The 26638-nt window shown below is 66.9% G+C and carries 24 protein-coding genes; 6 read left to right on the top strand and 18 right to left on the bottom strand.

The genetic code is table 11. The features are described from left to right. The first annotated feature begins 132 nt into the window (after positions 1–132). The gene (locus ACV095_RS07825) at positions 133–1461 is read left to right on the top strand and encodes a nicotinate phosphoribosyltransferase (RefSeq protein ID WP_018768381.1); all 1329 of its coding nucleotides are present in this window, start codon (positions 133–135) and stop codon (positions 1459–1461) included. Positions 1462–1470: 9 nt separating this feature from the next. Next, positions 1471–2103, top strand: coding sequence for an isochorismatase family protein (locus tag ACV095_RS07820; protein ID WP_018768382.1), 633 nt, complete (start codon positions 1471–1473; stop codon positions 2101–2103). A gap of 15 nt (positions 2104–2118) precedes the next feature. On the opposite strand, the gene ACV095_RS07815 is transcribed toward ACV095_RS07820, so the two are convergent. From ACV095_RS07815 to ACV095_RS07795, 5 genes are all read right to left on the bottom strand, one after another. Continuing rightward, on the bottom strand, positions 2119–3900 hold the full coding sequence (locus ACV095_RS07815; RefSeq protein WP_478223231.1) for a DEAD/DEAH box helicase: 1782 nt from the start codon (positions 3898–3900) through the stop codon (positions 2119–2121). After that, a complete protein-coding gene (locus ACV095_RS07810) occupies positions 3900–4241 on the bottom strand; it encodes a DUF3039 domain-containing protein (protein WP_026265633.1) in 342 nt (113 codons plus the stop codon). Before ACV095_RS07810 ends, ACV095_RS07815 begins: the two co-directional genes overlap by 1 nt. A gap of 108 nt (positions 4242–4349) precedes the next feature. Beyond that, on the bottom strand, positions 4350–5129 hold the full coding sequence (gene nagB / locus ACV095_RS07805) for a glucosamine-6-phosphate deaminase (RefSeq protein WP_478223230.1): 780 nt from the start codon (positions 5127–5129) through the stop codon (positions 4350–4352). Between the two features lie 21 nt (positions 5130–5150). Further along, on the bottom strand, positions 5151–6722 hold the full coding sequence (locus ACV095_RS07800; protein ID WP_478223229.1) for a transporter: 1572 nt from the start codon (positions 6720–6722) through the stop codon (positions 5151–5153). Continuing rightward, entirely contained in the window at positions 6704–7498 is a 795-nt protein-coding gene (locus ACV095_RS07795) for an ABC transporter ATP-binding protein (RefSeq protein WP_026265634.1), read from the bottom strand. Before ACV095_RS07795 ends, ACV095_RS07800 begins: the two co-directional genes overlap by 19 nt. Positions 7499–7549: 51 nt before the next feature. On the opposite strand from ACV095_RS07795, the gene ACV095_RS07790 reads away from it, so the two are divergent. Then, complete coding sequence (locus ACV095_RS07790; protein WP_026265635.1) at positions 7550–9424, top strand: Na+/H+ antiporter; 1875 nt, start codon at positions 7550–7552, stop codon at positions 9422–9424. Between the two features lie 14 nt (positions 9425–9438). On the opposite strand, the gene ACV095_RS07785 is transcribed toward ACV095_RS07790, so the two are convergent. Genes ACV095_RS07785 through ACV095_RS07770 form a run of 4 tightly spaced genes read right to left on the bottom strand, consistent with a single transcriptional unit; the run spans position 9439 to position 13570 of the window. Then, positions 9439–9723: a DUF3253 domain-containing protein gene (locus tag ACV095_RS07785; RefSeq protein WP_018768389.1), complete on the bottom strand. Its 285-nt coding sequence runs from the start codon at positions 9721–9723 to the stop codon at positions 9439–9441. 14 nt (positions 9724–9737) lie between these two features. Then, positions 9738–10835 (bottom strand): NADH:flavin oxidoreductase/NADH oxidase, encoded by a 1098-nt coding sequence (locus ACV095_RS07780; protein WP_478223228.1) that lies wholly within the window; start codon positions 10833–10835, stop codon positions 9738–9740. After that, positions 10835–11845 carry a co-chaperone YbbN gene (locus ACV095_RS07775; RefSeq protein WP_478223227.1) on the bottom strand — a complete coding sequence of 337 codons (1011 nt, stop codon included), beginning with the start codon at positions 11843–11845 and terminating at the stop codon, positions 10835–10837. Before ACV095_RS07775 ends, ACV095_RS07780 begins: the two co-directional genes overlap by 1 nt. A 51-nt stretch (positions 11846–11896) precedes the next feature. Then, entirely contained in the window at positions 11897–13570 is a 1674-nt protein-coding gene (locus ACV095_RS07770; RefSeq protein WP_478223432.1) for a DUF8094 domain-containing protein, read from the bottom strand. A 234-nt stretch (positions 13571–13804) separates the two neighbouring features. Between ACV095_RS07770 and ACV095_RS07765 the strand changes: the two genes are divergently transcribed. Beyond that, on the top strand, positions 13805–15124 hold the full coding sequence (locus ACV095_RS07765; protein ID WP_478223226.1) for an AI-2E family transporter: 1320 nt from the start codon (positions 13805–13807) through the stop codon (positions 15122–15124). A gap of 37 nt (positions 15125–15161) precedes the next feature. Here ACV095_RS07765 and ACV095_RS07760 read toward each other — a convergent pair whose 3' ends face one another. After that, complete coding sequence (locus tag ACV095_RS07760) at positions 15162–15959, bottom strand: alpha/beta hydrolase (protein WP_478223225.1); 798 nt, start codon at positions 15957–15959, stop codon at positions 15162–15164. A gap of 29 nt (positions 15960–15988) precedes the next feature. Beyond that, on the bottom strand, positions 15989–16342 hold the full coding sequence (locus ACV095_RS07755; protein WP_026265638.1) for a hypothetical protein: 354 nt from the start codon (positions 16340–16342) through the stop codon (positions 15989–15991). Positions 16343–16461: 119 nt separating this feature from the next. On the opposite strand from ACV095_RS07755, the gene nucS reads away from it, so the two are divergent. Both nucS and ACV095_RS07745 read left to right on the top strand, forming a co-directional pair. Continuing rightward, positions 16462–17157, top strand: coding sequence for an endonuclease NucS (nucS, locus tag ACV095_RS07750; RefSeq protein WP_018768396.1), 696 nt, complete (start codon positions 16462–16464; stop codon positions 17155–17157). 307 nt (positions 17158–17464) lie between these two features. Continuing rightward, entirely contained in the window at positions 17465–17668 is a 204-nt protein-coding gene (locus ACV095_RS07745; protein WP_011692441.1) for a cold-shock protein, read from the top strand. A 93-nt stretch (positions 17669–17761) separates the two neighbouring features. On the opposite strand, the gene ACV095_RS07740 is transcribed toward ACV095_RS07745, so the two are convergent. The 7 genes from ACV095_RS07740 to atpA form a co-directional block, all read right to left on the bottom strand. Then, a complete protein-coding gene (locus ACV095_RS07740; protein ID WP_478223431.1) occupies positions 17762–20374 on the bottom strand; it encodes a phosphatidylglycerol lysyltransferase domain-containing protein in 2613 nt (870 codons plus the stop codon). 32 nt (positions 20375–20406) lie between these two features. After that, a complete protein-coding gene (locus ACV095_RS07735; protein WP_478223224.1) occupies positions 20407–21735 on the bottom strand; it encodes an alpha/beta hydrolase in 1329 nt (442 codons plus the stop codon). 5 nt (positions 21736–21740) lie between these two features. Then, entirely contained in the window at positions 21741–22172 is a 432-nt protein-coding gene (locus tag ACV095_RS07730; RefSeq protein ID WP_018768399.1) for a DUF2550 domain-containing protein, read from the bottom strand. A gap of 10 nt (positions 22173–22182) precedes the next feature. Beyond that, positions 22183–22467, bottom strand: coding sequence for a F0F1 ATP synthase subunit epsilon (locus ACV095_RS07725; RefSeq protein WP_018760117.1), 285 nt, complete (start codon positions 22465–22467; stop codon positions 22183–22185). Between the two features lies 1 nt (position 22468). Then, on the bottom strand, positions 22469–23923 hold the full coding sequence (gene atpD / locus ACV095_RS07720) for a F0F1 ATP synthase subunit beta (protein ID WP_056387986.1): 1455 nt from the start codon (positions 23921–23923) through the stop codon (positions 22469–22471). An 83-nt stretch (positions 23924–24006) separates the two neighbouring features. Continuing rightward, positions 24007–24897, bottom strand: coding sequence for a F0F1 ATP synthase subunit gamma (locus tag ACV095_RS07715; RefSeq protein ID WP_056387988.1), 891 nt, complete (start codon positions 24895–24897; stop codon positions 24007–24009). A 72-nt stretch (positions 24898–24969) separates the two neighbouring features. Continuing rightward, a complete protein-coding gene (gene atpA / locus ACV095_RS07710; protein ID WP_056387990.1) occupies positions 24970–26607 on the bottom strand; it encodes a F0F1 ATP synthase subunit alpha in 1638 nt (545 codons plus the stop codon). Between the last annotated feature and the right edge of the window lie 31 nt (positions 26608–26638).

The raw sequence follows: 26638 nt of genomic DNA, 5'->3' as shown, positions 1-26638 counted from the left end.
GGCCCACGCCGGCGAGGGCCCCGCGGCGAAGCGAAGCGAGACGCGGGAGCCGGTGGGTGGGCCCACGCCGGCGAGGGCCCCGCGGCGAAGCGAAGCGAGACGCGGGAGCCGGTGGGGACTAGAGTGACTTTCGTGAGCACCTCAGCCGGCTGGGACCATCCCCGCACGTCCTTTTACACCGACCATTATGAGCTGACCATGCTGCAGGCGTCGCTGCATTCAGGGGCTGCGCACCGCAGGTCGGTGTTCGAGGCGTTCGCGCGGCGGCTGCCCGACGGCCGGCGCTACGGCATTGTCGCCGGGACCGGACGCCTGCTGGAGGGCATTGCGCAGTTCCGTTTCGGCGACGCTGAACTGGAGTTCCTGGAGCGTACCCGCGTGGTGAACCGGGAGACGCTGGAGTACCTGGCCAACTATAAATTTTCGGGCGACATCTGGGGCTACGCCGAGGGCGACGCGTACTTCCCCAACTCCCCCATCCTGATCGTCGAGGCCTCCTTCGCCGAAGCCTGCATGCTGGAGACCTACCTGCTGTCCGTCCTGAACCACGACACCGCCATCGCTTCAGCGGCTTCCCGGATGGTCAGCGCCGCCGGTGGCAGGCCCTGCATCGAGATGGGTTCGCGGCGCACCCATGAGGAGGCAGCCACGGCGTCAGCCCGGGCGGCCATCATTGCCGGCTTTGACAGTACCTCCAACCTTGAGGCCGGCATCCGCTACGGCGTGAAGACCGTGGGCACCGCCGCGCACTCGTTCACGCTGCTGCACGACACCGAACGGGAGGCCTTCGAGGCCCAGATTGCCTCGCTGGGCGAGGGGACGTCCCTGCTGGTGGATACGTACGACGTCGAAAAGGCCGTCCGCACGGCCGTTGACCTGGCAGGGCCCCGCCTGGGCGCCGTCCGCCTGGACTCCGGCGACCTGGTGGCCCAGGCGCAGTGGGTCCGGCGGCTGCTGGACGACCTCGGCAACGACCACACCAAGATCGTGGTGACGTCCGACCTGGACGAGTACGCCATCGCTGCCCTGCAGTCGGCGCCCGTGGACTCCTACGGCGTGGGAACGTCGCTGGTGACCGGCTCCGGCGCGCCCACCGCCAGCATGGTCTACAAACTGGTCAGCCGCACCGACGACGACGGCAACTTCGTGTCCGTGGCCAAGGCGGCCAAGAACAAGGCAAGCGTGGGCGGGCGCAAGTACGCGCTTCGCAAGCTGGACGAACGTGGCACCGCCACCGCAGAGGTGGTGGGCGTGGGCCACCGGCCAGAGGACGACGGCAACGACCGTCCGCTGCTGCAGCAGTTCATGAAGAACGGCGAGGTAATCCCGGGCTGGACCGGACACGAGGGCGTGCTGCGGGCCCGGCAGCGCCACGCCGACTCCATGGCCGAGCTGCCGTCCGTGGTCAACCGCCTGCAGCGCGGCGAGGCCGCCATCCCCACTCTCTACGAGGAAAACTAAGGAGCACCAATGTCCCGCGCTTTGATCATCGTGGACGTGCAGAACGATTTCTGCGAGGGCGGATCGCTCCCCGTTCCCGGCGGCGCGGCCGTGGCAGGCGCCATCAGCGAGTACCTGGACGCCCACAACAGCGAATACGACTATGTGGTTGCCACCCAGGACTGGCACGTGGACCCCGGCAGCCACTTCTCGGACACACCCGACTTCAAGGAGAGCTGGCCGCCGCACTGCGTGGCGGGCACCCGCGGAGCGGACCTTCATCCGGACCTGGACACCGAGTACATCGATGCCTACTTCCGGAAGGGGCAGTTCGCCGCCGCCTACTCAGGTTTCGAGGGACTGCTGGCCCCGGAGGATGCCGTTCCCACCGGGGAACGGAACGCCGGCGGCCTGCCCGCCGCCAGGGAGGCCCTGGAGCCCGATGAGGACGCCATCGGCCTCGATGACTGGCTGCAGAGCCATGACGTGGAGGACGTGGTGGTGGTTGGCATTGCCACCGACTACTGCGTGAAGGCCACCGCGCTTGACGCCGTCCAGGCCGGCTACGGTGTCACGGTGCTGCGGTCGCTGACCGCCGGCATCGCCGAGGACCTGGAAGACGCCGTTGCGGAAATGGAACTCGGCGGGGCGGACATCGCCTGATTCCTGGGAGTGCCGCTACTTGCGGCCCACGAACCAGTCCTGGAGCTTGCTCAGCCGCGACTTCAGCTGCTCCTCGTTGGCCTGCGCCACGGGAGGGCCGCCGCAAACCGTGCGGAGTTTAGTGTGCACCACGCCGTGGGGCGTCCCGGTCCGGGCAGCCCAGGCGGCCACGTTCTTGGCCAGTTCGTTGCGCAGGTCCATCAGCATCCGGTGGTCGGGAACGGCCGGGGCCTGGCTTTCGGCGGCGGCCGGTGCCTTCCGGTTCTTCCGGTTCAGCTGCTCGTGCTGGCGCTGGCGCAGCAGCGTTCCCACCTGCTCGGCGTCCAGCAGGCCGGGGATCCCCAGGAAGTCCAGTTCGTCGTCGGACCCCACTTCGCCGCCGGTGCCGAACTCGCCGCCGTCGAACAGGACCCGGTCAAAGGAGGCCTGGGAGTCCAGTGCCTCGAACTTGCCCTTGGTGAGGCTGTCGGAGGCCTTTTCTTCCCGGTTGGCCTCCTCCATCAGTGAGTCTTCGGGGTTGAAAAGCCCGTCGCCGTCCACTTTTTCGGGGCGGTCCAGGGCGTGGTCGCGCTCCATCTCCATGGAGTTGGCCAGTGCCATCAGCTGGGGAACGGACGGCAGGAAGACCGACGCCGTTTCGCCCCTCTTGCGGGCACGCACGAAGCGCCCCACGGCCTGGGCGAAGAACAGCGGCGTGGACGTCGAGGTGGCGTATACGCCGACCGACAGCCGGGGCACGTCAACGCCTTCGGAGACCATGCGCACGGCCACCATCCAGCGCTTTTCGCCGGCGGAGAATTCCTCGATCTTGCTGGAGGCCTTGGCGTCGTCGGACAGGATGACGGTGGGCGACTCGCCGGTGATCTTCTTCAGCTGGCCGGCGTAGGCCCGGGCGTCCTCGTGGTCGGTGGCGATGACCAGGCCGCCGGCGTCCGGGACGGTGCGCCGGACTTCGCTGAGCCTTTTGTCCGCGCCGGCCAGGACCGCTGGGATCCACTCCCCCGCGGGATTGAGCGCGGTCCGCCAGGCGTGGCTGGTGATGTCCTTGGTCACCGCTGCCTCGCCGAGGGACGCCGCCATTTCCTCGCCCGCGCTGGTGCGCCAGCGCATCTGGCCGGAGTAGGCCATGAACATCACGGGCCGGACCACGTGGTCCCGGAGCGCGTTGCCGTAGCCGTAGGTGTAGTCGGCCTTGGAGCGCCGGATCCCGTCCCGGTCCTCGGCGTACTCCACGAACGGGATGGGCGAGGTGTCGGAGCGGAACGGCGTACCGGTCAGCGACAGGCGGCGCACGGCGGGATCGAATGCCTCGCGCAGGCCGTCGCCCCAGGACAGGGCTTCGCCGCCGTGGTGGATCTCGTCCAGGATCACCAGGGTCCGGGCCGCTTCAGTCTTGGCCCGGTGCAGCAGCGGTTTGCTGGCCACCTGGGCATAGGTGACGGCGACGCCGATGAAGCCGCGGCCGTGCTGGCCGTCGGAGTTCTTGAAGTTGGGGTCGATGGCGATCCCCACCTTGGCGGCAGCATCCGCCCACTGGCGCTTCAGGTGGTCCGTGGGCGCAACGATGGTCACCCGGTTAACGGCGCCGGAATCGATGAGCGTGGAGGCGATGCGCAGCGCGAAGGTGGTTTTACCGGCGCCCGGGGTTGCCACCGCAAGGAAGTCGCGGGGACTGTTCTTCAGGTAAAGGTCAAGGGCTTCCTGCTGCCAGGCACGGAGTTTCGGGGCGGTTCCCCAGGCTGCGCGTTCCGGATACGCCGGAGGCAGGGTGGGACCGCCAAAGAGCGTCTCCGTCACTACTTGTTGCTGCCCGAGTCCCCTCCGGGACCCTTGCCGCCGTCATTGCCCGGCCGGAGGCCCTCGTAGACCTCCTTGCACATGGGGCAGACCGGGAACTTCTGCGGGTCCCGTCCCGGCGTCCAGACCTTGCCGCACAGGGCGATGACGGGCTCCCCGGTCAGCGCGGACTCCATGATCTTTTCCTTCCGCACATAGTGCGAAAAGCGCTCCCGGTCCCCGGGTTCCACTTCCTGGCGCAGTTCCTCGCGCTCAATGGTGGCCGTGGACGATCCAGCCCCGGAAAGCTCGCGCATCGGGTCGTTGTCGAGAGGGTCCGTCATGCTAGTCATGGCATCCATCTTAGCCGCTCCCCCGGCCCGGCGTTCGACGGCGGCACGCCCGCGCTGGGGCCCCGCACCGGCCGCCGTCGTACTTTTTCATCGCCGGCGGCAGCGCGCGTAAGGCGGCTAGAGTCCCTGCCACGAAGGCTTGTTTTCATAGGTGTGGCGGTAGAAATCTGCCAGTTTGAGGCCGGAAGCGGCGGCCTCGTCCAGCAGGACGGTGGCGTGTGGATGGAACTGCAGGACGGATGCGGGGCAAATGGCAGCCACAGGTCCCTCCACGAAGTCGCGGACGGCCCGGGCCTTTTGCGCCCCCGTGGCCACCAGGATCACATGTTTGGCCTCCATGATGGTGCCCAGTCCCTGGGTGATGACATGGTGCGGTACCTCCGCAAGGTTGTTGAAGAACCTGGCGTTGTCGCGGCGGGTCTGTTCGATCAGGCTCTTGATCCTGGTCCGGGAGGCAAAGGAGGAGCCCGGTTCGTTAAAACCGATATGTCCTTCGGTGCCCACGCCCAGCAGCTGCAGGTCCACGCCGCCCGCCGCGGTGATGGCTTGCTCGTAAGCGTCGCAGGCGGCGGGGATGTCGGATGGAGTTCCATCGGGGCCGTGGACGTTCCCGGGCGCAATGTTCACGCGGCTGGTGAATTCCCGCCGGACCACCTCGCGGTAGGACTCGGGGTGGCCGGCGGGCAGGCCCACGTATTCATCCAGGGCAAAGCCGGAGGCGCGGCTGAAGTCCAGGCCCTGTCCATGCCGGGCCGCCAGTTCGTCATAGACAGGCAAGGGAGAGGACCCCGTGGCCAGGCCAAGGACTGCGCCGGGCTTGCGCCTGATCAGTTTCTCTATGGCGTCCGCCGCGAGTTTGGCGATCTGCCGGCTGCCGCCAAGGATCACGATTTCCATGTTGTTCCTTTCCGGGAACTGTCAGCGGTTGACGGTAACCTGCGCCAGGAGCTCCGGCCCCCGCGCCTCGAGCCACTTGCCGCCCAGCCGCATACCGGCCAGGAAAAAAACCATGCCCAAAACGGTCCCCACGGCGAGGGTGAGCCAACCGAACAGGACGTTGCCGGTGACAGCCTGTGCCACCAGCAGCGCTGCCTCGGGCAGGACCAGGACCATCAGGACCAGCATCCCAACGAACTGAACGGCAAGGGTTTGGCCCACGTTGCCCGGTGGCTTCTTGAACGGACTGTCGCCCGGAAGCGGCACGGTCACCGTGTAGCGGGCCGACACCACCGAGGACAGCCCCAGGCCGGTGAAGAGGATCCCCAGGCTGAACCCCAGCTGGCCGGGCAGCGCGGCCCAGTTGCGGCTGAATGCCGCGTAGCCCACCGAGAACACCAGCACCACGGGCAGGGCGAAGGTCATGCAGGCCAGGGCCCGGCCCAGCCGGTCAGCCACCCCGCGGACCCCGGTGGCCAGGTGCAGCGCAAACGCCGTGTTGTCGTACGAGACGTCCGCGGAGATGGACCAGGCCAGGATGAAGGCCGACACCGGGGCAAGGAAGGCAAGGCTGCCATAGCTGCCGGTCTGGGCCCCCTGGACACCCAGCACCACCGGAAGCAGCGGGATCACCACCAACGATCCCGAATACCGCGGGTCCCGGATCCAGTAAGTGAGCGACCTGGCCATCACCGCGCCCGCCGGGGTGGCCGGCAGCACGCCGAACAGGCCCAGCCGGCCGCCCTTGCGCTTCCCGGCACCGGCGTACGGCGGGGTGACCAGCGCCCGCTCGAGCAGCAGCTTCCAGCACCAGGCCAGGGCGCCGAGGACCGCCACCGAAACCAGCAGTTTCACCGCCGCCTGCCCGGGCCGGCCTGATGCGATGTCTCCCCCGAGCGCCCAGGGTGCCCCGAGCGGCGTCCAGGACAACGTCCCGGCGAACCCGGGCAGGAATCCGGTGGAAGCGGAGATGCCACGGCCAACCCCTGCCACGATGGGGCCCAGCAGGACCAGGGGCACCATGAAGGCGATGGCGCTGATGTCCTTGAAGCGCCGCGAGGCAGCCAGGCTTGCCGTGGCGGTGGTGACCACCTTGGCCAGCACCACGCAGGTCATGACACCCAGGCATGCGCCAAGGAGGGCGGCGAGCGCGGGGAGCACGCTGCGGGACCAGGTCACCACCGTGGACAGGGCCACGAGAGTGGTGGCCAACCCCGGGATGCCGATCAGTCCGCCAAGGGCGAGGCCGGTGAGCATCTGCTTCATGGGAATGGCAAAGGTGGTGAAGCGCGCCGGATCGAGCGTCATGTCCGTGGCGGATGCCACCACCGGAATGATGCCCCAGCCAAGCACGGCGGCGGAGCCGCCAAGGACGATTGTGGTGTGCGCGGCGGCGGGGCCGGCGTTGCGCAGGAGGACAAGGGCGATGATCAGTGTTGCCACGACCCCCAGCGCGTAGAGCCCCGCAATGGCCATGCCCACCAGCTGCCAGGGGCTGCGGCGCAGTCCGTTGCGCAGCAGCGTGAGCTTGAGCCTCAGAAGGTGCGCAACCATTCCAGCCCTTCCGTGTGGCTGTGGCCTCCGACCAACTGCACGAAACGGTCCTCCAGCGAGGCGCCGGCCCGCACCTCGTCCACGGTTCCTGCGGCCAGCAGCCTGCCCCGGGCCACCACGGCGACGTGGTCGCACATGCGCTGGACCAGGTCCATCACATGGCTGGAGACGATGACCGTTCCACCGGAGGCGACGTACCGGTCCAGGATGGACCGGATGTTCGCCGCCGACACCGGGTCAACGGCTTCGAAGGGCTCGTCCAGGACCAGCAGCCTCGGGGCGTGGATCAAGGCCGAGGCCAGGGCGATCTTCTTTGTCATGCCGGCGGAATAGTCCACCACCAGCGTCCCGGCGTCCTGGGCCAGGTCCATTGCCGCCAGCAGCTCCCCTACCCGGGCGGCCACCACGGCTTTGTCCATGCCGCGCAGCAGCCCGGCGTACGTGATCAGCTGCTCCCCGGTGAGCCGGTCGAAGAGCCGGACGCCGTCGGGCAGGATCCCCATCAGCCGCTTGGCTTCCAGCGGGTGCCGCCACACATCCACCCCGTGCACCACCGCCGTGCCGAAATCGGGACGCAGGAGGCCGGTGGCCATGGACAGCGTGGTGGTCTTGCCCGCACCGTTGGGCCCCACGATCCCGAAAAACGAACCCGCCGGGACCTCCAGGCTGATGCCGTCCACCGCGATCTTCCCGCCGAACCTTTTGGCCAGCCCGCGGATGGACAGGGCCGCCACGGGCCCCGTATTCGGCGCCGGGGACGGTATCGGAGCAGTCATGCTGCCAGCCTAGTCCGCGGACCGGGGCTTCGGGGGTGCGAAACTAGCCCCATGGGTATTGCGTTGGGCCTGCTGGTGATCGTTGCTGTGGTGTGCGCCGGCAGCGCCGTGGGCCGCAGGTTCAATATCCCGGTTCCGCTGCTGCTGGTCCTGGCCGGGGTGGCGGGATCGTTCCTGCCATTCATTCCGCCCGTCGAGCTGAACCCCGAACTGGTGCTGGTCGGCCTGCTGCCGCCGCTGCTGTACGCGGCCGCGTTCCGCACGTCGCTGTTCGACTTCAAGAGCAACCGCCGCTCCATCGGATTGCTGTCCGTTGGCTACGTCATCTTCGGCACCGTGGGAGTCGGGTTGGTGGTGTGGTGGCTGTTCCCGGAAATCCCGCTGGCCGCAGCCATTGCGCTTGGCGCGGTGGTGGCGCCGCCTGACGCGGTGGCGGCTACGGCCATTGCACGGAAGGTGGGGATGCCCCGCCGGATCGTGAACATCCTGGAAGGCGAGTCACTGGTCAACGACGCCACGGCACTGGTGTGCCTGCGTGCTGCGGTGGCGGCCATCGCGGGCTCCGTCTCCGCCCTGGATGTGGCGGGTGGATTTGTGGTGGCGGCCGGCGGCGGCCTGGCGGTGGGACTGGCCGCAGCGTACCTCCTCACCGAAGTCAGGAAGCGGATCAGCAACGTTGCCATCAACACCTCAACATCTCTGATGGCACCCTTCGTTGCGTTCCTCCCCGCCGAGGCGATCCACGCGTCCGGGGTGCTCGCCGTCGTCGTAACCGGCCTGGTGATGGGCACCAAGGCGCCGTCCATGCCCAACGGCGCCGCGCGGCAAAGCGCCCGGAGCAACTGGGACACCGTCCAGTTCCTGCTGGAGAACGCCGTGTTCCTCCTGATCGGCCTGCAGGTGCGGAGCATCATCGACAGCGTCCAGGACGATTCGCTGGGTGCCGGCCGGGTGTGGCTTGGCTGTGCCGTGATCCTGCTGGCGGTGCTGGTGCTGCGGCCCGTCTGGGTTTTTCCGGCCACGTACCTGCCCCGGCTGATCCCTTCCGTGCAGCGGAAAGACCCCGCGCCGCCCTGGCAGTTCCCGGCCATTGTGTCCTGGGCAGGCATGCGCGGCGTGGTTACCCTTGCCGCCGTCCTGACGCTGCCGGACGACCTGGAGCACCGCAACGTACTGGTCCTGGCGGCCATGGTGGTGGTGGCAGGCACCCTGGTGCTGCAGGGATTCACGCTGCCGGCCCTGGTCCGGGTCCTGGGGCTGCCGGGACCGGACAGGCGCGAGGACGCGCTGAACCAGGCCGCGCTGATGCAGCTGGCCACCGCGGCGGGAATGGAGCGGCTGGAGCAGCTGCGGCGCGAGAACGACCCGCCCGAGGTCATGGATATGCTCCGGCGCCGGACCCAGGAGCGGGGACTCGCGGCCTGGGAGCGCCTGGGCAGGCCGGCCGCGGAGTCGGCCACCCCCAGCCAGCGTTACGCCCAATTGCGGATGGCCATGCTGGAGGCTGAGCGGGACAAGGTGCTGGAGCTTCGGCGTGGCGGGGACTTCGCGCATGAAGTCCTCAGTGAGGTCCTGGAACGGCTGGATGTGGAGGAGTCCATGCTTGATGCCTCCCTCAACGAACCCGACGCCGCCACAGAGGGCGGCGGCGAAGGACTTGCCCAGCCGGGCGGCGTGTGCGACCACCTGACCGCCGCCATGCCGTCGCCGGTTCCGGCGAACCCCACCTGTGCCGGGTGCGAACGGGAAGGGACCACACCGGTACACCTGCGAATGTGCCTGGCCTGCGGAAACATTGGCTGCTGCGATTCCTCGGCGGGACGGCACGCCAGCCGCCATTTCAAGGAAGCCGGCCACCCGGTCATGCGCAGCATTGAACCCGGTGAGGACTGGCGCTGGTGCTACGTGGATGACCTGCTCGGCTGAAGCAGGCCGGGTACTTAGTTCGGGGGCACTTTCCGGATCCTGATCGGACCCCTGGCCGTACCCGGATCAACGACGGAACCGCCTTGGGTGATGTGGACCTGCCCTGCGTCCACCAGGCGGCGTGCGGCGGCCCGGGCGGGTTCCATGAGCCGGCGCCAGTCATCTCCGCCCACGGCCCTGGCAGCATCAGAGGGGCAGATGGTGGCCGTGTCCGCACGGGATGCCAACAGTTCCAGGATCTTCGCTTCCAGCTGCCGGTCAACCTTGGTTTGCGGCCCCGTTCCGCCAGGATGCGCCATGCCGGACGCCACGGTCAGAAGGCACGCCGCGGGATGGCCCGCTCGTACTGGGGCGGCCAGGCAATGTCGTAACCCAGTTCGAAGGCGGCCCGCAGCCACCAGTGGGGGTCGCGCAGCGCCGCGCGCGCAATGAAGACGCCGTCGGCCTGGCTGGTGGCCACGGCGTGCTCCGCCTGCCCGGGCGTGGTCACCAGCCCCACCGTGCCGGTGGCGACTCCTGCCTCCTCGCGGATGGCTGCGGAGAATCCGGTTTGATAGCCCAGGCCCGGCTTGATCTGCTGGTGCGCCACGGCCCCGCCGCTGGAGACATCCACCAGGTCCACGCCGCGGGCGGCCGCCTCGCGGGCCAGCCGCACCGACGCCGCCTGGTCCACGCCGCCCGGCGCCCAGTCTGTGGCAGAGATCCGGAGCAGCAGGGGCATGGAATCGGGAATGACAGCGCGGACGGCGTCCACCACGGCCAGCATGAGCCGGTTCCGTCCTGCTTCGTCCCCGCCCCAGTCGTCGTCACGCTGGTTGATCAGCGGGCTCTGGAACTGGTGCAGGAGGTAGCCGTGCGCCCCGTGGATCTCCATCGTGTCAAAGCCGGCGTCCACCGCACGCACGGCGGCAGCGGCAAAATCGGCAATGACGCCGTGGATCTGTTCCACGGTCATGGCGGCAGGCGCCGCATAGCCCTCGAAAGCGGTGGTGGACGGGCCCACGGTGTCCCAGCCGCCGTCGGACGCCGGAACGCTCCCGTGCTTGCCCGAAAACGGCCAGTACGTTGACGCCTTGCGGCCGGCGTGGGCCAGCTGCACGCCGATCCTGGTGCCGGCGGTACCGTGCCGGTGGACAAAGGAGATAATCCGCTGCCAGGCCGCCGCCTGGTCGTCGTTGTAGAGGCCTGCGTCGCGGGGACTGATCCGGCCGGCGGCGTTTACTGCCGCGGCCTCCGTGAGGATCATCGCGGCGCCGCCCGTGGCAAACCCGCCAAGGTGCACCAGGTGCCAGTCGTTCGGAACGCCCGGGGCGTCGTCGGGATCGCAGCTGTACTGGCACATGGGCGATACCCAGCCACGGTGCTGCAGCTCCATGGACCGCAGCGTAAGCGGCTGGAACAGGGCCGGCACTAGAACAGCACCCGGGCAAGCGCCTGCCGCGACTTTGCTACCCGCTCATCACCTGCGCCCACGATGTCGAACAGCTCCAGCAGCCGTACCCGTGCGGTCTCCCGCTCCGGGCCGAAGTTCCTGCCGATGAACGCCACCAGCCGGTTCAGTGCATCCTCGACGTGGCCGCCGGCCACGTCGAGGTCCGCCACGCCGAGCTGTGCCGCCAGGTTGTCCGGCTCATCCGCGGCCTGCGCACGCAGCGCCTCGCTGTCCTGGGCCGACAACGACTGCAGCCGGTCCATCAGTTCCACCTGCGCCAGGCCGGCCTTGGCCTCATGGTCGGCCGGCATCTCCTTGAGCGCCTGGCGGTAGGCCGCAGCTGCGGCGGCGTAGTCGCCGGCCTCAATGGCGTCAAAGGCGGCCTGGTGCAGCGGCGGCAGCGGCGCGGGCTCCTGTTCCCCGCCCGCTTCCCCGCCAAGGCTTCCGGTGACCCCGTTCGCTGCAGCCACCTTGAGGAGTTCGTCGAAGAGGCTGCGCACCTGCTCTTCTTCCGCGCTGCCCTGGAAGAGCGGCACCGGCTGCCCCTTCAAGACGGCGACGGCGGTGGGAACGGCCTGCACCTGGAAGGCCTGGGCCAGCTGCGGGAAGGCCTCGATATCTGCTGCGCCAAGGACCAGGCGTCCACCGTACGAGGCAACCACGCGCTCAAGGGTCTCGAGCATCCTGCCGGATTCGGGCGAGTACGGGGCCCACAGGGCGAACACCACGGGGACCTGGGCGGACAGTTCCACCAGCTGCTGGAAGTTTGCCTCGGTGACGTTGACCTTGAGTTCGGGGCCGCCGGCGGGTGCCTCCGGCTGGGCGCCCCGGGGCGCTGTTGCAGGGCCGGACGGGGCGGCAGGCCCGGACGGGGCGGCGGGCCCGGACGGGGCGGCGGGGCGCTTCAGCGAGGAAAGGTCGACGGCGCCGCGCAGGTTAACCGGGTTGGCAGCGGCAGGAGGGACTGGGCGGGAAGCTGGCGAACTCATGTTTCCCACTCTAGCCACTCCGGCCGCTGCCGGTGGTAATACAGCCAGGCCCTACTTGAAGGTGGCTCCGACCAGGCCGCGGGTTGCGGCGACGAGCTTCATCGGGTCCGTGGATCCTGCCGGCGGCACATAGACCGCCATGGATTCCGCGAAGCTCAGCACCATGCCGGTGGTGGTTTCCTTGCCGCCGGCCAGGGCTGCCGCATCGTCGCCGATGCTCAGCTTGTCACCGGCCGCCTTGGGGGTGCCCTCGAAGCCAAAGTTGATCCGGCCCAGGACCAGGGCCCCGCCGTCCGAGGTGCGGAACACCACGGTGCTTTCGGGGACCACCTTGTGCGTGAAGGAGAAGTTGCCGTTTTCGCCTGCCTTCGCCACCTCAGCCTGGTAGGACAGGGTGTCGGCGATATACGGCGAGGACTGGCCCTCGACCAGCTTGTCCTTGAACGGGGAGTCCGCCGATGTGAGCCTGTCGGCCAGGCCGGACATTGCTTCCTCGCCGCTGTAGAGCAGCCCGGTCTTGTCCGCTGCGGAAAGCGTCTCGGTACCGCCGCGGCTGATGTTCGGGAAGGTGGTGCCCGGCTGCAGCGGCGTGGTTTCCATGAGCTTGTAGTTCTCGCGCGGCGACTGCTGGACCAGGGTCAGGATCTGCGGAACGACATTGCCTTCGCCCTGGGTCACGGCCAGCACCGAGCGGGGCCAGTCACGATCGCTGGTGACGACGGTGGTCAGCAGCTTGGTGGAACGTACGGGCATGCGCGGCTCGTAAGTGCCCACCTGGGAGCGGATCTTGTAGTTCTGGGTACGGACTTCCAGTTCCGGTCCACCCACGCGGTCCGCCAGCTTGGCCGCATCCTTGGCGGCGTCGCCGGCGTCGGTGGCGCTGGAGACCTGCTCCAGGATCCGGCGGAACTGGGCGTCCAGCAGGACCGGCGATCCCGCGGCTTCCTTCGCCGGGGATGAGGCGCTGCCGGAAGGCAGCGGGCTTGGACTGGCGGCCTGGGCGGCAGTGGCGGATCCGGCCAGCAGGGCGGCAACCACGCCGGCCGCCACCATGGTGGCCTTGGAAGAGGAGGACGACGACGGGGCCTGGCCCTGCGTTTCGGCGTTCCGTGCACGGGCGCGGCGGGCGTAGCCGCTGTCACCGCCCTCGCCGTCCTTCCGGCGGGCTGAAAGCAGTCCCAGGACAATTCCGCCCACGATCAGCAGGCTGCCCAGGACCATCAGCGGGACCGCCCAGGGGGTGGACGTGTCGTTGGGGAAGGTCATGGAGACAGAAGCCGGGGCGGCCTTGGTGCCGTCGGAAGCGAGGAGCAGGCTCCAGTCACCGTCGGCGGGCGGGGTCCAGGTGTATTCAAGCTCGCCGCTGGCATTCTCATTGGAAACCCAGAGGTCGGAACCGGCCGGGTTGGGGGCGGTCCCTTCGCCGTCGGCGTGCTCAACCACGAGTGACTTTTCGTCTTCGGTGACGCCGGTGATGGTGTTGTGGGCCGTCTGGCCCACCCAGGCGCTCACGTCATCGGGCCGTCCCGTGGCCAGCATGAAGTTGCCGTCGCCCTGGACGGTGATCTTGACGGTTCCGTCATGAAGGGTGCGCAGCTTCTGGTCGATGACCGTCAACGGCGCGGCGGCGGCATCCGCCGGCACGGACGCTGTGAACGTCTCGGATGGAGCCCAGATGGTTCTCTGGCCGATGCCGGCCAAAAGTGTCAGGAGGCCGAGCAGCACAAGTGCGGCTGCAGTCTTTAAACGCAAGGGAAACACCTATCATCAGCGGGGGTTTGCCTTCAATAGTAACCTTTTTGTTACCAGGAGCCCCTTTTTGCCCGTTCCGGCCCCTCTTCCGAAGACCTCCGGGCGGTGGCTTCGGCTCCCGGTGACAAGCCTGCTGATAGTGTTTGCGATGATCATCACATTGGCCCGCGCACGCGGAGCCACGCACGGAACAGGCCCCCAAAACCAGTGACTGACAAGACGGACCCATCCTCGGCGGCAACCGGAAATCCCGGGGATTCCAGGGGCCCTGTCCCTGCGACGGTGCCTCCCCTGGGAATGGCAGCGGCAGCCCACCGCAGGGGCACGGCCGCGGCTGCACTCGGCCAGGTGGTCCGCAGGCTCCGCCAGCCCTTGCCCGGAGCACAGCCCAGGCTTCGGTTCGAAATGCCCCCGGAATACACCGGGCAGGTTCCCCAGACGGACCACGGCGGTGACGAGGAACCCCAGTTCGGCCACCCCGGGCCGCGCATGTCCCCCCAGCATCCCCTGTACATGGGCTTCATGGGGACAGTGGGCGTGGGACTGGCGCTGCTGGTCTACTGGATCGGTTCCCACACCACGCAGCTGCTGCTGTGGATCGTGGCGGCGCTGTTCATCGCCCTGGGACTTGAACCCGTGGTGGGCTGGCTCGAAAACAGGAAGATCCCCCGGCCCGCCGGCATCCTTGTCTCCGTGGCTGTCCTCATGGGCGCCGTCGTCGGCTTTTTCGCCACTCTTATCCCCACCATTGTTGAACAGGTGTCGGAGATCGTGCGGCAGGCGCCGGACTGGGTGCGCAACTTCATGGACTCGGACTTCTTCCGCAGCCTCGATGACCAGTTCGGCGTGCGGGACCGCATCACCGAGGAACTGGACAAGTTCGTCAATGACCCGGCGGCCATGGGCGGCATTTTCGGCGGCGTGGTGGGATTCGGATCCACCGTGGCCAACGGGCTCTTCGGCACCCTCATTGTCCTGGTGCTGAGCCTGTACTTCCTGGCAGCGCTGCCGGCGATGAAGAAGTGGGGCTACAGGCTGGCCCCCCGCTCCCGCCGCAAACGGGTGGCCGCCCTCTCCGAGGAGATCACCCGGTCAGTGGGAAACTACGTCATCGGCCAGGCATGCGTGGCCCTCCTCAACGCCACGTTCGCCTTCGTGGTGATGTCCATCGTGGGCATCCCCTTTGCCCTGCTGCTGGCGTTCGTGGTGGTCCTGCTCGCTTTCATCCCGCTGGTGGGCGGCATGATCGCAGGCATTGTGGTGATCCTTGTATCCCTCACCCAGGGCTGGCAGGCGGCCGCCATCTACGCCATCTGCTATTTCGCGTACCTGCAGTTCGAGGCCTACTTCATCTCGCCGCGCATCATGCAGAAGGCAGTTGCCGTGCCCGGTGCCGTGGCGGTGATCTCCGTGATTGCCGGCGGAAGCCTGCTGGGCGTGCTCGGTGCGCTGATCGCCATCCCCACTGCCGCAGCGGTCCTGCTGCTGCTCCGGGAAATCTATATCGTCCGGCAGGACCAGCACTGACCCGCTGTCCCCCGCACGTCGTTCCCTGCGGGGCCGCTTAGGCGCCGGCCGTCGCCGCCGGCCCTTCCCATTCCAGCGGCAGCGGTGCTGCGGCGGCATCTGGACTGACAAGCGCCACGATGTCGTTCAGGACCCGTGCGGCGTACTTCTCCCCCACCCACAGATGCTTGGCCCCGGCCACGCCCACTACGCGGGCCTGCGGCACCAGGCTGAACCTTACGGTTGCCTCGGCAGGCTGGAGGAAGTCGTCGTGCTCCGGCACCAGGACGGTGAGGGGCTTGCCGGATTCGGCCCACAACTGCAGGTGCTTGTCCGTGGCGCGGTGCAGCGGAGGCGACAGCAGCACCGCCCCCTCGATCTGTGGGGCCACCGGCTCCACGGCGCCGTACATCAGCGCCAGTTCGGTCCCGAACGACCAGCCCACCAGCCAGCGGTTGGGCAGGCCCCGCTCAACGGCGAAGCGCACGGCTGCCTCGACGTCGTGCCGCTCCCCTATCCCTTCCTCGAACGCGCCGCTGCTGGCACCCCGGGGGGAGGCCGTACCCCGGGTATTGAAGCGCAGCACCGCGATGCCCGCCAGCGCCGGCAGCCGGTAGGAGGCCTTGCGGTACACATGGGAATCCATGAAGCCACCGTGCGTCGGCAGCGGGTGGAGCGTAATCAGCGTTGCCTTGACGGGGCCGGATTCCGGCAGTGCCAGCTCGCCCACCAGCGTGTGGCCGTCCTCCGTCTGCAGCTCGATGTTCTCTCGACGGGCGGGCAGGACGGTGGAGGCACGGATGGGGACAGGGCCCCCGGCCTGGGTGAAGTGGTACGACGCCGGATCAAAAGTCATGACTGCCAGCTTAGCGACAGCGGGCGGCGTCAGCGGTACCGGTAGCTGCGCGTCATCCAGCAGTTGGTGTGCCAGTGCCGCCGCTCGGCCAGCCCGGCGGCGGCACCAAAGAGGTGGTCGTCCTTCCAGACCACCAGGTGTGCGACGCCGGGCAGCACGGCGGTGGAGCATTCCGGGCAGATGTAGGTCTTCTCAGCATTCCTGGCGGTCATGGTCCGTACCATCCACTCGCCGTCCGGGGCGCTCTCGCGGCGGGCGATACCGGCCCGTGCCCGTTCCAGGTCCAGTTCGGGAATGTCCCCGCTCCTCTTTCCTCCTGCGCCCCTGCCGGAAGCGGAACCCTTGCCGGAAACAGGACGGCGGGGACGGTTGGAACGCGGCATGTATCCATTCTGCCCCAGGCCGCCCACTCCCCTGTCCCGCTCCTTGCCGCCGCTTCCGATGCACCCGGCGCCCCGCCGTCGGACATGGCCTGCGGAGCCCACGCGATAGTCTGTACGGCGTGCGACTTGTCATAGCCCATTGCTCCGTTGATTACGTTGGCCGGCTCAAAGCCCATCTCCCCCTCGCCACCCGGCTCCTGCTGGTCAAGGCGGACGGCTCCGTGCTGGTCCATTCCGACGGCGGTTCCTACAAGCCGCTGAACTGGATGAGCCCGCCTGCCACGCTGCGGGTTTCTTCCCCCGACGAAGTGGACCTCGAACTTGGCGTGGTGGAGCAGTGGACGGTGCAGTCGGCCAAGACCGATGACCGGCTCATCATCAATATCCACGAAAAGATCAGCGAGTCCTCCCACGACCTGGGCGTGGATCCCGGACTGATCAAGGACGGGGTGGAGGCGGACCTGCAGCGGCTGCTCGCCGAGCAGATCGAGACGCTTGGACAGGGCTACTCCCTCATCAGGCGCGAGTACTTCACCGCCATTGGGCCCGTGGACATCCTGGCGCGCGACGCGGACGGCGCCACCGTGGCCATTGAGCTCAAGCGCCGGGGCGACATTGACGGCGTGGAGCAACTGACCCGGTACCTGGAGCTGCTCAACCGCGACCCTTTGCTGGCACCGGTCCGGGGAATCTTTGCTGCCCAGCAGATCAAGCCGCAGGCCAAGGTGCTGGCAAACGACCGCGGGATCGACTGCATAACGCTGGACTACGACGCCATGCGCGGAGTGGACGACAGCGAATCCCGCCTCTTCTAGTTTTTGCCTTTGTTGCTTTAGGCACTTAATTGCCCGGCATTCGGTGCAGGCTTCAGCGACATCTGTTTTTTACCTAAATTTTGTCCTTTTTGTCCTCCGGCCCGTTGACCTGCGGGAACGGGCATGAAATTCTTATCTCAGTCTTTGTGTAGGTGTTTTTCATGCTCGCAAGACATGTTGCGAGCGCGAAGCTCCTGCAGCGCCGGATCTCCCATCGGGGAAAGGCAATCAGGATTCTTCTCGCGGAGTGACCAAGGTCGGCACGAGGTGTGCCGGTCTTAAAAAGTTCCACAATGAGGAGAAATAAATGGCACAGGGAACCGTCAAGTGGTTCAACGCTGAAAAGGGCTTCGGCTTCATCACCCCGGATGACTCCGATGGCGATGTCTTCGTTCACTACTCCGAAATCCAGACCGGCGGCTTCAAGACCCTCGACGAGAACCAGCGCGTTCAGTTCGAAATCGGCCAGGGCGCCAAGGGTCCCCAGGCTACCGGCGTAACGCTGGTCTAGTACCGCCCGGCCGCTTCCCGCGGCTGTCAGCGAATCAAATGGTCCCCGGCAGGATTGCCGGGGACCATTTTTTATGCCGGCGTTGCTGCCGCCTCAGGTCACCAGTTTGCGCACCAGCCGGGCGCCCTGCGCCAGGGAAAGACCGGGGAGGTAGGCGCGGGTCAGGGCCCTGCCGATGGCGGGCAGGTGCAACGGATCCTGGTAGTACAGGTAAAGCGCCCGGTACTCCGGCTTGAACCGGGACTTGAAGGCCGCCAGGGAGCGGAAGCCGTAGACCGGCTCAAGCGCGTGGCCCACCAGGTCCAGGATCCTGACCAGGTTCTGCGCGCCCTCATCGGGGGCGCCCTCCTGTTGCCCTGCGTCCTCGCCCCCGCCGGGGCCCCCGGCGCCTGTTCCCTCAGCGCCCGTTCCCCCGGCGCCTGTTCCCTCCGCGCCTGTTCCTGTTCCCCGCTCCGGCTGGGCATCGGGACGGCTGGCCAGCGGCGAACCCGACAGGGAGATCACGTCCACGGAATCCCGCAACTCCAGTACGGCGGAGGCAATCAGGAATTCCATCACCCCCGGAAATCCTTCACTGCCGCGGCGCATGACATCCAGGGTCCTGCTTACCAGCCGCCCGCCGTCGTACACGGGCAACCAGCTGGTCACGCCGTGGACCACGCCGTGGCCGTCCACGGCCAGGCAGCACAGGACCTCCTCGTCGTCGAGCTCGTCCACTCCCCCCAGCGTGAAGCCCATTTCCGGAACGGACTTGCCGGCCGCCCATTCCTCGGACACTTCGTTCAGCCTTAGCCGGAGCGTTGCGGGCAGCGAATGGTAGGAGCCCCAGACGGCATGGACGCCCAGCTTCGCGGCGCGGTTCAGGGCGGTCCTGACGTTCTGCCATTCCTTGCCTTTGAACTCAAGCTCGTTCAGCGCCAGCCGGGTCTCCTGGGCCACGGCCACGCGGGAGAAGCCGCGTTCCCTCAGTACCGGCCACATGGTGTCGTCGCAGGAATACAGCGCCGGTATCAGGGCCTGGCTGCGGCAGTAGTCCAGGAAGCCTTCGGTGACCCGCTGCTCGGCCTTGCGGTCACCGAATGCACCGCCCAGGGTCAGGGCCACGGTCCCATGCTGCTGGAAGGCCATGCCGCCTGCGCCGTCCGGGCTGAACCAGTACGTGTTGGGCTCCCACAGTGCCATCCAGGACAAGGGTCCGCCGCCCTTGTGGAGCAGTTCCCGGGCGCGGCTGCGGTCCTGCCGTCCGAAGTGGAGGCCGTGGTGCCGGCCCACCAGCACCCACAACACCGCCGCCAGGGCCACGAGCCAGAACACCGGTCCCGAGTAGGCGAACAGCAGTGCTTCGGCACTGTCGCGTTCCGGGAAGACCCGGCGGAAATTCTGCGGAATGGGCACCGGGACGTACTGCCGGGCCAACTCGGCGAAAAGGCCCAGCAAGCCGCCGTCACGGGACAGTCCGCCGGACCAGAACCAGGCCACGGTATATGAGCTGGCCAGCACCAGCCAGGTTCCGCAGACCACCGCAGCGAGCGTCCGCCGGGCGCCCGGACGCGTCTGCACGCGGAACTGCCGCCGGTTCAGCCACAGGACCACTGCCAGCAGCAGCGGAACCACCACGAGCGGCAGCACATGTGCGAAGGCCGAGGACAGCGGCGTTGCATGCGTGCCCTGCAGGCGTGAGGGAACAAGGGCGAACAGTGCCAGGTAGACCGCGGCGAGGGCGGTGACAGCCAACTGGATGGCCAGCGCGATGTTCAGGGCCAGCCGGCGGCCCCGGCGCATGCCGTCCGCGCAGATCAGCAGCAGGAGGACCGGCACCACGGCCAGCGCCAGGCCGAACGGGCCGGCAAACCCTGCCCTGCCCGTTTCCAGGCAAGTGGCGTCAACGGTGGCGCCGCAGTTGAAGATCAGTTGGTTCAGCGTGGGCATCGGGCTCAGGACGACGTCCCGGAGCAAAGCCAGCGGGCCGGTTGGCGCACGCGTGATTCCGGTCAGGATGGGACCCACCGCGAACACGGCAACGGTCAGGGCCAGGAGGTTCCTGGTTTCCCGGCCCGTTGACCGGTGACGGTGAAGCCGCCCCTGGTCCCCCTGGATCCACCAGCCTGCAAGGAGGCCAAGGAGGGCGCCGATGAGGCCAATGACGGTTTCGGCGTGCCCCACGTACAGGACCAGCAGCAGGGAAATGGACAGCACCACGGTGCGGAGCCGGCGCTGCCACAGCAGCGTGATCCGGGCACTGGCCGCAAGCCCGGCAATAAGCACCGGGGCATACGGACCGATGAGCCTGTCATCCACCATCCGGTCCAGCCAGCCGTCGCCCACATACACGGCCAGCTGGGTTACCAGGAGGAACACCGTGACGGCCGCGAATTGCCCGCCAAAGAACAGTCCGACGGCGGCCCGCCGGCCAAGCTTGCGCTCCGCCAGGCCCAGCAGCAGCACGATCATCAGCGACGCGGCGAGGTAGGCGAGCGGGTTGGTGGCGAAGAAGGCGCTGGTGAACAGCGTCCACCACTGCCCGCTGCGCAGGCCGGGGCCGCTGACCGAGGCCAGGCCCAGGAGCTGCTCAGGCGGCCCGTCAAGGAAGCTTCCGGTCAGGGCAGCGGCCGCAAGGAAGGCAACCAGCACGCCCAGGGTGAAGGGCATGGATTTCAGCGTGAGCAGCGCCTGCTGGACTGCCGGACGTCCGACGGCGGCCCACATCAGGGCGGCCGTGCGTTCCGGTTTCCTGGTGCTCACCACTGCAGCCCCCACTGGCTGCCAAGGAACTGCAGCGCATCCGCGAACCGCTTGGAGGACGTATCCCAGGAGTGGCCCGTGTGCTCCACCTCGTGTGCCTGCACGGTGAAGCCGGCGGCCTCTGCCGCAGCCGCCAGCGTGTGGAGGTTCCCCACGAACTCGGGATCGTTCTGGCCTGCAGTAAGGTACATGCCGCTGGACTCAAACCGTTGGTGTTTCATGATCTCCAGTGGAGTCTGCTTGGTGAATTCATCTGGGTTTCCGGGAAATGCTGCGTCTATGGTCTTCTGCCGCTCCTTGGCAATGGCAGGTTCGGCCTCGCTGGAGAAGGCGAGCACGTCGGCGTAGACGTCGGGATGCCGGGTTCCCATCTGCACGGCACACGTGCCGCCGAAGGAGAAGCCACCCACAGCCCAGTGGCTGTGGTTGGTATCCACCGCCAGGGTGGAACTGATCCACTGAGGTACATCCTGTGAGAGATAGGTGTCCGCGTTGGCAATGCGGCTGTCCATGCACATGGTGTTGGCGGACTGCGACCCGTTGGGATCCGGAATGACCACCACCGGGGACACTCCGCCGTGTGCCGCGGCAAAGGAATCCATGTGACCGCGGATTGCGCCGCCGGTGAGCCAGTCCGCCGGCCCGCCCGGCTGTCCGGCCACCAGAACCAGTACCGGCAATGCGGGCCGGTTCGCCGCAAAGTAGGCCGGCGGAAGGTAGATGTAGGCCTCACGCGTGTTCATCCCGGACTGCGCTCCAGGGATCGCGGACTTCCGCAGGACGCCCCCGTCCGGCAGCTCCCCTTCCGGCTTCCACCCCTGGAGGGGTACGCCGTCGGACGCGCCCGGACGGCGCATAAGGTCCTGTTCAAGGGCCGGTATCCGGGCCAGGGCCGTACCCAGCAGATCGCTCACGGTCCTGTTGAGGCCAAAGTACGCGTTGACTTGGATCGCCGAGAGCAGCACCACCAGCAGTGCGGCGAGGATCCCTCCCCCGCGTCCGCCCCAGCTGCTCCGGGGCAGCCGGAGCAGGCCCAGGAGAAGAGCCGCAACACCGGGCACAATCCACAGCAGGACGGGGTCCGGCAGGTCCTCGGGGAAGGTGGAGAAGATGTTGATGAGCGCCCAGTGCACCGTACCCACCAGCGCAAAGGCGGCTGCCGCGGCGGTGAGGATGCGGACCGCCCACGCCCGGGCGCGGTGCCCCGGCGTCATGGAGGCGCGCCAGGGTGGCACCAGGAGATAGGCGGCGCCGCCCATTCCCAATACCAGGACGGTCCCATACAGTGGACCGTCCGTGAGCCGGATGTCTGAAAGCCAATCCACGTCGGCTAGCGCCAGGTCCCCACGCCTATCACCGGACCTGCCTCAAGCCAGGATGAAAGACCCGTATATGCGTCGAACTTCATGGCAAGGTGCAGGTCCTGCCCCTCATAACGGAGCTCAACGATCACCACGTCCGGTTGGACCTTGACGGCTTCCGCCTCCGTGGGTTTCCGGCGGCCCAGCAGCTCCAGCGAACTGCGCTTGAACGTGTATTTGGGACGCACGCTCAAGGAGATGAGCCTGAACCATTCAAGGTCGTTGTCCTGATAACGACAAACCCCCATTTGCCAGCTGTTTCCAGCAACGCAAATGGAGGCGTCCACCGTGCCGAGGGCACGCCGCAGGTTGAAGCGGCGCACCCCCGAAAGGCACAGTGCAATGATCAGCAATCCGAAGGCGATTGCCAGTGCGATGAACGGAATACCCGGTGCGTCCATCAAGGTCGTGCTAGCGGATCCCAGCGGTAGCCGAGCCGCCCAGCTGGGCGTTGTCAGCAACGATAACCACGCGGTTGTTGTCGACCGAGAAGAACCCGCCGTCGACGTCTACCGCAATACGGTCCCCGGACACCGGCTGGATGGCCAGTTCACCCTCGGCCAGGATCGCCAGCAGGGGCGAGTGGCCGGGCAGGATTCCGATTTCACCATCACTGGTGCGGGCCTTGACCATCTTGGCCGCTCCGGACCACACGAAGTGGTCCGCTGCGACAATCTCAACCTCAAGCTCAGCCATATTACTTGGTCTGTTCCTGGATCTTGGCCCACTGGCGCTCGACGTCGTCGAGGCCGCCGACGTTGAAGAACGCCTGCTCCGCGACGTGGTCCAGCTCGCCGTCGCAGATGGCCGAGAAGCCTTCAACGGTGTCCTTGATGGAAACCGTGGAGCCCTCAACGCCGGTGAACTGCTTGGCGGTGTAGGTGTTCTGCGAGAGGAACTGCTGGATGCGGCGTGCACGGGACACGACGATCTTGTCCTCTTCGGAGAGTTCATCGACACCGAGGATGGCGATGATGTCCTGGAGTTCCTTGTTCTTCTGCAGGATCTGCTTCACGCGGACTGCCGTGTTGTAGTGGTCCTTGCCGATGTACTGGGGATCCAGGATGCGGGACGTGGACGTCAGCGGGTCAACGGCCGGGTACAGACCACGGGAGGCGATTTCACGGGAAAGTTCCGTGGTCGCGTCGAGGTGTGCGAAGGTCGTGGCCGGAGCCGGGTCGGTGTAGTCATCTGCGGGGACGTAGATGGCCTGCATCGAGGTGATGGAGTGGCCCTTCGTGGAGGTGATGCGCTCCTGAAGGAGGCCCATCTCATCCGCCAGGTTGGGCTGGTAGCCCACGGCGGAAGGCATGCGGCCCAGCAGGGTCGATACCTCGGAGCCGGCCTGGGTGAAGCGGAAGATGTTGTCGATGAAGAGCAGCACGTCCTGGTTCTGCACATCGCGGAAGTACTCCGCCATGGTCAGCGCGGACAGGGCCACACGCAGACGCGTTCCCGGCGGCTCGTCCATCTGGCCGAATACAAGGGCAGTGTCCTTGAGGACCCCTGCCTCTTCCATTTCAACCCAGAGGTCGTTGCCCTCACGGGTACGCTCGCCAACACCGGCGAAGACCGAGGTACCACCGAAGTTGCGGGCAACACGGGTGATCATTTCCTGGATCAGCACGGTCTTGCCCACGCCGGCGCCGCCGAAGAGGCCGATCTTTCCACCCTTGATGTACGGGGTGAGGAGGTCGATGACCTTGATGCCGGTTTCCAGCATCTCGGTGGAACCTTCGAGGGAGGCGAAGCTGGGGGCCTTGCGGTGGATTGGCCAGCGCTCGGTGATCTCCAGTTCCGACTCGGCAACGTCCAGGGGCTGGCCCAGCACGTTGAAGATGTGTCCCTTGACGCCGTCACCGACGGGAACGGAGATCGGGGCGCCGGTGTCCACCACGGACGTGCCGCGGACGAGTCCATCGGTGGCCTGGAGGGAGATGGCGCGGACGAGGTTGTCACCCAGGTGCAGCGCAACTTCGAAGGTGATGGTCTTGGTTTCACCGTTGAGAGTGATCTCGGTGGTGAGGGCGTTGTAAATCGACGGGATTGCGTCAGCCGGGAATTCGACGTCGACAACCGGGCCGATTACGCGCGCAATACGGCCGGTTGCACCGGACGTTGCGGCTACGTGTTCGGTAGCAGTGGCAGTCATCTCTCTCACTTCATTCAGTAGATGGCGTGGGGTTAAGTCTATCTGTGGTGGTGCTGGTTACGCGGGAACCGAGGTGGTGGAGGCTAGGACGCAAGAGCGTCGGCACCGGCAACAATCTCGGAGAGTTCCTGCGTGATCTCGGCCTGGCGGGCCGTGTTGCGCAGACGCGTGTACTTCTTGATCAGGTCTGTCGCGTTGTCGCCTGCGGACTTCATCGCCCGCTGGCGGGCGGCGAGCTCGGAAGCTGCTGCCTGCAGCATGGCTGCGAAGATACGGGATTCGATGTAGCGCGGCAGCAGGGCGTCAAGAACCCGCTCGGCTTCCGGCTCAAACTCGTACAGCGGCAAGAGGTCCGATTCAGATGCAGCCTGTTCTTCCACAACTTCAAGCGGGAGCAGCCGGATGACCGTCGGCTCCTGGGTGACCATGGACTTGAAGCGGGTGTAGACGACGTGGATTTCCTCTACGCCGCCCTCTTCGAACTCCGTTGCGAATTCCGACAGCAGAGCTTCGCCGATCTCACGTGCGGTCGCGAACTCGGGCGCGTCGGTCCCCCCGGTCCAGACCCGCGCATACTCGCGGTTCCGGAAATCGAAGTAGGCCTGGGCCTTGCGTCCGACGACGTAGGTCTTGACTTCCTTGCCTTCTTCGTGAAGAAGCTCGACGAGGCCTTCCGCCTGCTTCAGCACGCTGGCGGAGTAAGAACCGGCCAGGCCGCGGTCCGAGGTGATTACCAGGACGGCGGCACGGCGGATCTGCTCCGGCTCGGTGGTCAGCGGGTGGTCGATCTCGCTCTGGCTGGCGACAGCAGAAACGGCGCGCGTAATCGCGTTCGCGTAAGGCAGTGAAGCTGCTACGCGCGCACGGGCCTTGCCGATGCGCGAGGTAGCGATCAGTTCCATCGCCTTGAAGATCTTGCGCATCGACGTGGTCGAGCTGATCTTCTGGCGGTAGACCCGGATCTGGGCTCCCATACTTATCCTTTCCTAGCGTTCCCTGCAGCGGGTGCGCCGGACCCGTGGGCCCGGCACACCCGGTCAGTGGAACTAGCGCTTCTGCCTGACGATTTTTTCCTGGTCAACCTGGGCCTCGTCGATGGGGGCGTGCTCTTCATGCCCGGCACCAACCAGCAGGTTGTCGCCCTCGCCGAAGAACCCCTTCTTGAAGTCGACAATCGAGGACTTCAGGGCCGCAACGGTGTCGTCGTCCAGCACGTTGGTCTGGGCCAGCGTGGTCAGGATCGAGGACTTGTGGCGCAGGTGCTCCAGGAACTCCGACTCAAAGCGGCTGATGTCTTCAACCGGAACGTCGTCCAGGTAGCCGTTGGTGCCGGCCCAGATGGACACAACCTGGTCCTCGACCGGGAACGGTGAGTACTGGCCCTGCTTCAGCAGTTCCATCAGGCGTGCACCACGGGTCAACTGCTGGCGGGATGCTGCGTCCAGGTCGGATGCGAACATCGCGAAGGCCTGCATATCGCGGTACTGGGCCAGGTCCAGCTTCAAGGTGCCGGATACCTTCTTCATGGATTTCACCTGGGCGGCACCGCCAACGCGGGACACCGAGACACCCACGTCAACAGCGGGACGCTGGTTGGCGTTGAAGAGGTCCGACTGCAGGAAGATCTGGCCGTCGGTGATGGAGATGACGTTGGTCGGGATGTAGGCGGACACGTCGTTCGCCTTCGTCTCGATCAGCGGCAGGCCCGTCATGGAACCGGCACCGAGCTCGTCGGAAAGCTTCGCACAACGCTCCAGCAGGCGGGAGTGCAGGTAGAAGACGTCGCCCGGGTAGGCTTCGCGTCCCGGCGGACGGCGGAGCAGCAGCGACACGGCGCGGTAGGCTTCGGCCTGCTTGGACAGGTCATCGAACACGATGAGGACGTGCTTGCCACCGTACATCCAGTGCTGGCCAATGGCCGAGCCTGCATACGGTGCCAGGTACTTGAAGCCTGCGGGGTCCGAAGCGGGAGAAGCCACAATGGTGGTGTATTCCAGCGCACCGTTGTCCTCGAGCGTCTGGCGGATGGCGGCGATGGTGGACGCCTTCTGCCCGATCGCCACGTAGATGCAGCGGACCTGCTTGGTCACATCGCCGGAAGCCCAGTTGGCCTTCTGGTTGATGATCGTGTCGATGGCAATGGCAGACTTGCCGGTCTGGCGGTCACCAATGATGAGCTGGCGCTGGCCGCGGCCGATCGGGATCATGGCGTCGATCGCCTTGAGGCCGGTCTGCATCGGCTCGTGCACCGACTTGCGCTGGGTCACGCCGGGAGCCTGGAGCTCCAGGGCGCGGGTGGTCTCGGCCTTGATCTCGCCGAGGTCGTCGATGGGCATGCCCAGCGGGTCGACAACGCGGCCCAGGAAGGCGTCGCCCACGGGAACGGACAGAACCTGTCCGGTGCGGTGTACTTCCTGGCCTTCTTCGATGCCGGTGAAGTCACCGAGGATGATGACGCCGATTTCGCGGACGTCGAGGTTCTGGGCAAGGCCCAGGGTGCCGTCCTCAAAGCGCAGCAGCTCGTTCGCCATGACCGAGGGAAGGCCCTCAACACGGGCGATGCCGTCACCAGCGGTGGTTACGCGGCCGACCTCTACGCGCTCTGCGTTTCCGGGTTCGTAGGACGCCGCGAACTCGTTCAGCGCATTACGGACGTCGTCGGCGTTGATGGTCAATTCGGCCATCTGCAGTCCCTGCTCTCCTGTTTGTGATCAC

The organism is Arthrobacter sp. JDC6, from assembly GCF_056484025.1.
The sequence above is the reverse complement of the archived record's forward strand: the minus strand, read 5'-3'. Positions and strand labels throughout refer to the sequence as shown.

Excerpts from the sequence above, each read along its gene's own strand:
- ACV095_RS07820 (WP_018768382.1), top strand. The coding sequence starts at position 1,471 with ATGTCCCGCGCTTTGATCATCGTGGACGTGCAGAACGATTTCTGCGAG.
- ACV095_RS07810 (WP_026265633.1), bottom strand. The coding sequence starts at position 4,241 with ATGGATGCCATGACTAGCATGACGGACCCTCTCGACAACGACCCGATG.
- nagB (WP_478223230.1), bottom strand. The coding sequence starts at position 5,129 with ATGGAAATCGTGATCCTTGGCGGCAGCCGGCAGATCGCCAAACTCGCG.
- ACV095_RS07800 (WP_478223229.1), bottom strand. The coding sequence starts at position 6,722 with ATGGTTGCGCACCTTCTGAGGCTCAAGCTCACGCTGCTGCGCAACGGA.
- ACV095_RS07795 (WP_026265634.1), bottom strand. The coding sequence starts at position 7,498 with ATGACTGCTCCGATACCGTCCCCGGCGCCGAATACGGGGCCCGTGGCG.
- ACV095_RS07790 (WP_026265635.1), top strand. The coding sequence starts at position 7,550 with ATGGGTATTGCGTTGGGCCTGCTGGTGATCGTTGCTGTGGTGTGCGCC.
- ACV095_RS07785 (WP_018768389.1), bottom strand. The coding sequence starts at position 9,723 with ATGGCGCATCCTGGCGGAACGGGGCCGCAAACCAAGGTTGACCGGCAG.
- ACV095_RS07775 (WP_478223227.1), bottom strand. The coding sequence starts at position 11,845 with ATGAGTTCGCCAGCTTCCCGCCCAGTCCCTCCTGCCGCTGCCAACCCG.
- ACV095_RS07760 (WP_478223225.1), bottom strand. The coding sequence starts at position 15,959 with ATGACTTTTGATCCGGCGTCGTACCACTTCACCCAGGCCGGGGGCCCT.
- ACV095_RS07755 (WP_026265638.1), bottom strand. The coding sequence starts at position 16,342 with ATGCCGCGTTCCAACCGTCCCCGCCGTCCTGTTTCCGGCAAGGGTTCC.
- ACV095_RS07745 (WP_011692441.1), top strand. The coding sequence starts at position 17,465 with ATGGCACAGGGAACCGTCAAGTGGTTCAACGCTGAAAAGGGCTTCGGC.
- ACV095_RS07740 (WP_478223431.1), bottom strand. The coding sequence starts at position 20,374 with ATGTGGGCCGCCGTCGGACGTCCGGCAGTCCAGCAGGCGCTGCTCACG.
- ACV095_RS07730 (WP_018768399.1), bottom strand. The coding sequence starts at position 22,172 with ATGGACGCACCGGGTATTCCGTTCATCGCACTGGCAATCGCCTTCGGA.
- ACV095_RS07725 (WP_018760117.1), bottom strand. The coding sequence starts at position 22,467 with ATGGCTGAGCTTGAGGTTGAGATTGTCGCAGCGGACCACTTCGTGTGG.
- atpD (WP_056387986.1), bottom strand. The coding sequence starts at position 23,923 with ATGACTGCCACTGCTACCGAACACGTAGCCGCAACGTCCGGTGCAACC.
- ACV095_RS07715 (WP_056387988.1), bottom strand. The coding sequence starts at position 24,897 with ATGGGAGCCCAGATCCGGGTCTACCGCCAGAAGATCAGCTCGACCACG.
- atpA (WP_056387990.1), bottom strand. The coding sequence starts at position 26,607 with ATGGCCGAATTGACCATCAACGCCGACGACGTCCGTAATGCGCTGAAC.